Here is a 7,063-nt window from a genome sequence, read left to right on the forward strand (position 1 = left end):
TTACTTTCCTTGCTCGCGCAGAGCTTTGATGTTCACCTGGCGCGTCTTGTCGCCTTTGGCGTTGCGCGCTTTGATGGGAAGATCCACCACGCTGCCCGCGGGCAGATGCTGGCGGATGGAAAATTTGCCTTCTTTTAACTCAATATCCTGCCCGTTGATGGACACGATGGCGTTTTTGGAGGCGGAACCGTAGATGATGATTTCACAGTCGGCCTGAAGCCAAATGTCTTCGTCTTCTTCGGGCTGTACTTTGTCCAGGTGCAGCGTAAACGAAGACCACGAGGTCGGCGCGCCGGAGGAGGTGAGCTCGGTCAGTTTCCAGCGCTGGCCCAGTACGTGCATCAGTTCGCTGGCTCCCAGGCCGATATAATCCGCGCCCGCGAGTTTTAAGAGTTTCTGGAAGTCGCCTTCCACCACCATCCACTTGTCGTCCACCACGTCGGACACTTTTCCGGGCGGCAGGAGCGTCGTGTTGCTGCGCGAAACCAGGATAAACTTTCCGTCGGGCGTAATATAGCCCAGGTCGGCCAGGTACGAGCGGCCGGACTGGGGGGCGTTGATGTACCAGCTGCGGGCTTCAAAGATGACGGGCATATCGTAATAGGTTACGGAGTTGGTGCCGTCAAAAAATTCTACGTTGGTAACGTCGTGCAGACGAATGACGGTGCGGGAGTTTTTAAGCACGTCTTCGCTGTACTGGCTTTTAATATAATCCAGCGTGTTTTGGGTAATTTCCCAAAATAAGAAAAGCCAGGCCGGATCTTTGGGAAGCAGATAGCTTTCCGTTTTGCCGTATCCGGACGGAATGTCCGCTTCGGCGTGAACGTCTTTGGCCAAGGGTCTGACCAAGGCGGACGAAGATAAATTTTGCGTCATGATGTTAATACCTCACCCTGTTGAGTTTTTGAACTGTCGTTTAGAGATTTTTTCCCCATTTTATTTTAGCATTTCTAGAGCGGAAAAAGGGAGTTTTCCGCCGTTTTTAAGCGGTTTTAAGCAGGTTTCCGTCCTGCCGCGCGGGGCGTTTTTGCTACAATAACCAAAAGGAGTGTTTATGAAAAAGACACAGGGGTTTGGCCTTATCGGGATGTTAATTGCCGTGTTGATTGTGGGTATTTTGATGGCGGCTATATTGAAACGCTATGCCGGGCAGACGCGGCAGATGATGAGCGTACCGGGGCTTACGCAGCCCGCCGCGTCCTCCCAAACGCCGGGCGCCAAGGCGGGGGCGCAGCCGGCTGCGGCGCGCAACCCGTGCAACGGGCGGCAGGTGGGCAGCATTTGTGTGCCGACTGAAGTGCGCAGTTCCAGCCTGGACGCGTTTGAACAAATGAATAAATAAGCCGCTTATACGAAGTGAAGGTTAAAATCTCGTGTAAAAAAGGGCCTCACCCTCAGCGGGGGAGGCCCTTTTTTGCGGGTAAACTAGTTGATAAAGCCCTTGGCTTTCAGTTCGTCCTCCACGGCCGCCATGGTCGGGGGAATGACGCATACTTTGGGCAGGACGTGCATGGCGGAGTCAATGTCTTTTAACCCGTTTCCGCCCACTACGAGCACGACCGATTCGTCGCGTTCAATTTGTTTATCGGCCACCAGTTTTTTTAGCGCGGCGTACGTGGCGGCTCCGGCGGGTTCGGCGAAAATGTTGGCTTTGCGCGCCAGTTCCGGGATGGCTTTTAAAATTTCCTCATCCGTCACCGTTACCGCGAGGCCGTTGGATTCCTGCAAGGCCTGCAGGGCCAGCGCCGCGTCGCGCGGATAGTTGACTACAATGCTGTCCGCCACCGTGTGCGCGGCGACGGATTGCACTTCGGTGCGGTTGTTAAACGCCCGGGCGATGGCCGCACTGCCTTCGGCCTGCACGGCAATCATCTGCGGCATACGTTCAATAATACCCAGCTTGTTAAAATCGGTAAACCCTTTCCACAGGCCGGCCAGCACGGTTCCGTCCCCGGCGGCCACAATCACTTTGTCCGGCGCTTCCCAATCCAATTGTTCGCAGATTTCAAACGCGCAGGTTTTTTTGCCTTCGCGCGTAAACGGGTTGAACCCGGCGGCGCGGGAATACCAGCCGTATTTTTGCACGGATTGTTTGCAGAGTTCAAACGCTTCATCGTACGAGCCGTCCACGCCGATGACTTCCGCCCCGTATACCAGTAACTGCACCAGCTTCGGGTCCGGCACGGATTTGGGCGCAAAGATGACGGTTTTCATCGGCATACTGGCCGTCAGACACGCCAGCGAGTCGCTCGCGTTGCCGGTGGAAGCGTCCGCGATGACGCCCTGTTCCAGTTCCAGCGCGCGCGCCACGGCCACCGCGCTGCCGCGGTCTTTGATGGAGCCCGTGGGGTTGCGGCCTTCGTCTTTAATCAAGAGGTTGGAGATGTGGAGCTCTTTGGCGAGGTCTTTGCACGGGTAGAGCGGCGTCCAGCCCACGTGTACATGGGGCACTTTGTCGTGGTCGTTGATGGGCAAAAGGTCCATATAGCGCCACATGTCAAACTCGCGGTTGTCTTTGAGCTTTCCTATGCTGAAGCGTTTGGAAATCAGCTTGTAATCGTAATTGACTTCCAGGTTCCCGCCGCAGGCCGTGCAAACGAAGTTGGCCTCGCTCGTTTTATGTTCTTTGCCGCAGTTAATGCACTGGAGGTTTAAAATCTTTTTCATATATTATTTGCTTTCGGGTGTTACTTTCTTTTGAATCATTACCAAACTGCCGAAAATGAACAACAGCCCCACAATTTCCGCGCCGGAAGGCATACGGCCAAACGCAATCATATCGCTCGCCATTGCGACTACGGGGGTAAAATACGTAACGGAGGCCATACGCGTGGCGCCCCAGCGTTTGATAAGCGCCACCATCAGCAAAAACGCCACGGCGGAAGAAAACACGCCCGCGCTGATGATGGACAGCACCACTTTGGTGGTAAACGCCGAAGCGGGCGGGAGCGGCTCAAAAGCAAACGAGACGATAAGCAATACGACGGCGGAGAAAAGGTATTGGTGGAAGGTGTTGGCTTCGTAGGGGATGGCGTTGCTGTCCACCATAATTTTTTTGGTAAGCACGTTGCCCAAGCTGTACGACCACGCCATAATCAAAAACGCAATGCAGCCGTAGAGCGCGAGCGGGCTGGCGTCCAGCTGTGCGGCGGCAATCATCGGGCGCATGATAATAAGCAGGCCGACCATACCCACCGTTACGCCGATGGCGCGCCGCCAGGTAAAGCGGTCTTCCCCTTTAAGCAGTACGGCCCCGGCGATAAACGACCATATCGGCACCGTGCCGTTAAAAATACCGCCGATGGTGGGCGCGACGAACCGCTGGCCCCACGAGATAGCCGCAAACGGGAGCAAAATGAGCAGGAAGCCGATGGTCCACGGGCGCCATAATTGTTTGACGGGGCATTTTAAGTTCTTACGCTGTACGCCGTACAAAACGATAAAGAAACACAGCCCCGCAAGTACGCGGTAAAACGTGCCCCAGTAGGGCGGCAGGTTTTCCACAATGTTTTTGGACGCGAGGAACGCCGTTCCCCAGCATAACGACAGACACAACGCAAGTATGTAGCTCATAGAATTCTCCTTTTTTACATTATAGTAAATTGTAAGCCCCGCTCCCGCCCGGGCCCGGGAAATCGTATAATATAGCCATAGAGAGTTTAGGGGGAGTTTTTTATGAAGAGATATTTGCCTGCCGTTGTTTTTCTGTTACTGGCCGCGCTGGTGTGGCGGCTTTGGCCTGCGCCGCGCCGTCATCATATGCCCGTGGAGCAGGGGGCTAAGCCGCGTGTGGTGGTTTCGGGCTATGTGCCGTATACGCTGGTGAAACAGCTGGCGGCGGACCGGGCGGACGTATCCATGCTGCTGCCCGCCAATGCCGAGCCGCACTCTTTTGAACCCACACCGGGCGCGCTTGTAAAAGTAAGGGAGGCGGATTTGTTTGTGTACGTGTCGGACCGGATTGAACCATGGGCTAAAGATATTGCTTCCGGCGCGGGGGAAAATACGCAAGTTCTTCAGGCGGCGCAGTACGCCGCCGCTTCCGACGACCCGCACGTGTGGATGGATTTTAACAACGTCAAACAAATTGCAAAAGCCGTTTCCGCCGCGCTGGCGGAGAAAGACCCCGCCCATAAAGACGCGTACGCCGCCCATTTAAAAGCGTTTGACGAAGAAATGACCGCGCTGGACGAAGCTTATAAAAAGGGCCTGGCCGACTGCCAAAGCCGCGAAGTCGTGCACGTAGGGCATTTGGCGTTTAAAAATTTAACCAAAAATTACGATTTGTCCCTTTCCGCGCTGGCGGGTTCTTCGCACGACGGGGAACATTCCGTGCGCAAGCTGGCGGAACTGGTAAAGTTTATTAAAAACAATCACGTGCGCGTGATTTTTACCGAAGAAACGCTTTCCCCGCGTTTGTCCGCCGCCGTGGCGGGCGAAACCGGCGCGCAGGTGCTGCCGCTCTACACCGTGGAACACGTAAGCAAGCAGGATTTTGACCAAGGCGTTACATACGGGGAACTGATGCGGCGCAATTTGGAAAGCCTGCAGAGGGGGCTCGGATGCCAAGCGTAATTGAAGCCCGTGGTCTGCGCTTTGCGTATGTGCGCGTACCGGTGCTGGAAAATATTTCTTTTTCCGTGGAAGCGGGCGATTACGTGGGGCTCATCGGCCCCAACGGTGGCGGTAAAACCACTTTATTAAAACTGTTGCTGGGGCTGGAAAAAGGCTCGGGTGAAATTAAGCTGTTCGGCACGGAACTGGCTCAATTTAAAGATTGGCATAAAATCGGTTATCTGGCGCAGAAAAGCCCGGTATCGCAGAGCCGGTTTCCGGTTTCGGCCGAAGAAGTGGTGCTGATGGGGCTTTCTTCGCACAGAGGAAGCGGCGTATCGGCGGGCGAATTAAGGCAAGTGTACGACGCCATGCAAAAAACCCGCACGCGCGAGTATGCCGGGCGCATTTTTCACGATTTATCCGTCGGCCAGCAGCAGCGCGTACTGCTGGCGCGCGCGCTGGTCAGCCGGCCGGAACTGCTTATTTTGGACGAACCTGCCACCGCGCTGGATGCGGAATCCCGCGAGATGTTTTTTAATCTGCTGGGCGAACTTAACGCCAAGCGCGGCGTAACCATTCTGCTCATCACCCACGACACCGGGGAAGTGGGCAAATATATTTCCAAATTTATGTATGTGGACAAGAAACTCGTCTTTTTCGGTACGAAAGAAGAGTTTTGCCATTCCAAAGAAGTGGCCGAAAAACTCGGCGCTTTTGCCCAGCATACCATTGACCATTTGCATAACCACGGGCACTGCCCGCTGGGGTGCTCGTGCGGAGGGGGAAAATGATTGCCGAATTTTTAAGCTACGGATTTGTACAGCGCGGGCTGGCTGCCGGGAGTTTGGTGGCCGCTTCGTGCGCGCTCCTGGGCGTATTTCTGGTACTTAAAAGGCTGTCGCTCATCGGCGACGGGATGAGCCACGTCTGCCTGACGGGGGTGGCGGTTGCATTGCTCACGTCCGCGAACCCGGTGTATATGTCGGTGCCGGTGGTGGTGCTGTCTTCTTTAGGCATTATGAAAATTACGCAGAAATTTAAAATCTACGGGGACGCCGCCATCGGCATCGTCAGCGCGGCGGGGCTTTCCGTGGGACTGCTGATTACCGCGCTGGCCGGCGGGTTTAACACCGATTTGCTGGGGTATTTATTCGGCAGTATTTTAACCGTGTCTAGGGACGAAGCCGTGCTGTGCGGCATTCTGCTGGCGGCGGTGCTGGCGGGGCTGTTCTTTTTCTACCGCGATTTAACGTCCGCCTGCTTTGACGAACCTTTCGCGCGCACGCGCGGCGTGCCGGTGCGCGCCGTCAATACCGCGCTGGTGGTGGTTACGTCCGTGGCGGTGGTGCTGGCGTTTAAAGTGGTGGGCATTTTCCTGATTTCGGCTTTGCTGATTATTCCGCCCGTATCGGCTTTATTGATTTCCCGCACGTTTAAACAGGTTTTATGGCTGTCCGCCGCGTTTGGCGTGGGAAGCGTGTGGGCGGGGGTTTATTTATCGTTTTTATTTAACATTCCGTCCGGCGCAACGATTATTTTAGTCAACCTGCTTTTCCTGGCCGGTGCGTACATTTACTCCAAAACGGGGGGACTCCATGCCCGCTAAAAAAACAGACGTAACGGCCGTTGTCAAAGAACTTAAAAAACTATACCCGGAGCATATCATTCCGCTTCACCACGGCAGTGCGTGGGAACTGCTGTGCGCGGTGATTTTGTCCGCACAGTGTACGGACGAACGCGTCAATAAAATCACGCCCGGCTTGTTTAAAAAATATCCGACGGCGGACAAGCTGGCGGCGGCCGAAGTGAAAGACGTGGAAAAACTGATTCATTCCGCCGGGTTTTACCACAGCAAAGCGTTGTCTTTAATTGAAACTTCCAGGCGCATCTGCGAAGTGTACGGCGGGGAAGTGCCGCAAAATATGAAAGATTTGCTGACGCTTCGCGGCGTGGCGCGCAAAACGGCCAACGTGATGCTGGGGGATTATTTTAAAAAGCCCGAAGGCATTGTGGTGGATACGCACATTAAAAGACTGTCTTTCCGGCTGGGGCTTACCAAGCAGACCGATCCCGTGAAAGTGGAGCAGGATTTGATGAAGCTTATTCCGTATAAGTATTGGGGCTGGTTTGGCATTGCGCTTATTTTGCACGGGCGGCAGGTGTGCAATGCGCGCAAGCCGGAATGTTCGCGCTGTACGCTGGCGCATTGGTGCCCGAAGAACGGCGTGAAAGTTTCCGCGTAGAAATGTTGCTGATTTTAAAAAGCCTCCCGGATGGGAGGTTTTTTTCTGTCTATGAAGGGCGGAGCTTGAGGCGTTTGGGCCAGGCACGCTGCAGCCGTTTTGCCGTTTTATGCAGGTCTTAGCCGTGTTGTTGCCGTTGTTACTCCGGCCTTCGCCCGTCTATAAAATCCGTTTTACGCGGGAGAAGCGTTTTATTTGTTTGAGCGGTAGCGAGTTGTAAAACGCGCCGCGTAAAACTGGATTTTATGGGCATTGGCCGGCAG

The 7,063-nt window shown here is 54.7% G+C and carries 8 protein-coding genes; 5 read left to right on the forward strand and 3 right to left on the reverse strand.

Translation table 11 applies throughout. The features are described from left to right. The gene (locus ACQY36_RS02515) at nt 1-876 is read right to left on the reverse strand and encodes a DUF4912 domain-containing protein (protein WP_428055089.1); all 876 of its coding nucleotides are present in this window, start codon (nt 874-876) and stop codon (nt 1-3) included. A gap of 178 nt (nt 877-1,054) precedes the next feature. On the opposite strand from ACQY36_RS02515, the gene ACQY36_RS02520 reads away from it, so the two are divergent. After that, on the forward strand, nt 1,055-1,342 hold the full coding sequence (locus ACQY36_RS02520) for a type II secretion system protein (RefSeq protein WP_428077555.1): 288 nt from the start codon (nt 1,055-1,057) through the stop codon (nt 1,340-1,342). Between the two features lie 83 nt (nt 1,343-1,425). Here ACQY36_RS02520 and ACQY36_RS02525 read toward each other — a convergent pair whose 3' ends face one another. Together ACQY36_RS02525 and ACQY36_RS02530 are read right to left on the reverse strand one after the other, a co-directional pair. Continuing rightward, nucleotides 1,426-2,667 (reverse strand): threonine synthase, encoded by a 1,242-nt coding sequence (locus tag ACQY36_RS02525; RefSeq protein ID WP_428055093.1) that lies wholly within the window; start codon nt 2,665-2,667, stop codon nt 1,426-1,428. 3 nt (nt 2,668-2,670) lie between these two features. After that, a complete protein-coding gene (locus ACQY36_RS02530) occupies nt 2,671-3,573 on the reverse strand; it encodes a DMT family transporter (protein WP_428077557.1) in 903 nt (300 codons plus the stop codon). 102 nt (nt 3,574-3,675) lie between these two features. Here ACQY36_RS02530 and ACQY36_RS02535 point away from each other — a divergent pair, with 102 nt between their 5' ends. Genes ACQY36_RS02535 through nth form a run of 4 tightly spaced genes read left to right on the forward strand, consistent with a single transcriptional unit; the run spans nt 3,676 to nt 6,800 of the window. Further along, nucleotides 3,676-4,575, forward strand: coding sequence for a metal ABC transporter substrate-binding protein (locus ACQY36_RS02535; protein ID WP_428077559.1), 900 nt, complete (start codon nt 3,676-3,678; stop codon nt 4,573-4,575). Further along, nucleotides 4,563-5,348 carry a metal ABC transporter ATP-binding protein gene (locus ACQY36_RS02540; RefSeq protein WP_428077561.1) on the forward strand — a complete coding sequence of 262 codons (786 nt, stop codon included), beginning with the start codon at nt 4,563-4,565 and terminating at the stop codon, nt 5,346-5,348. The genes ACQY36_RS02535 and ACQY36_RS02540 overlap by 13 nt, the downstream gene beginning before the upstream one ends. Further along, on the forward strand, nt 5,345-6,163 hold the full coding sequence (locus ACQY36_RS02545; RefSeq protein WP_428077563.1) for a metal ABC transporter permease: 819 nt from the start codon (nt 5,345-5,347) through the stop codon (nt 6,161-6,163). Before ACQY36_RS02540 ends, ACQY36_RS02545 begins: the two co-directional genes overlap by 4 nt. Then, entirely contained in the window at nt 6,153-6,800 is a 648-nt protein-coding gene (nth, locus tag ACQY36_RS02550) for an endonuclease III (RefSeq protein ID WP_428055103.1), read from the forward strand. The genes ACQY36_RS02545 and nth overlap by 11 nt, the downstream gene beginning before the upstream one ends. Nucleotides 6,801-7,063 lie beyond the last annotated feature (263 nt).

This window comes from Candidatus Avelusimicrobium alvi, assembly GCF_958451995.1.
GTDB lineage: Bacteria > Elusimicrobiota > Elusimicrobia > Elusimicrobiales > Elusimicrobiaceae > Avelusimicrobium > Avelusimicrobium alvi.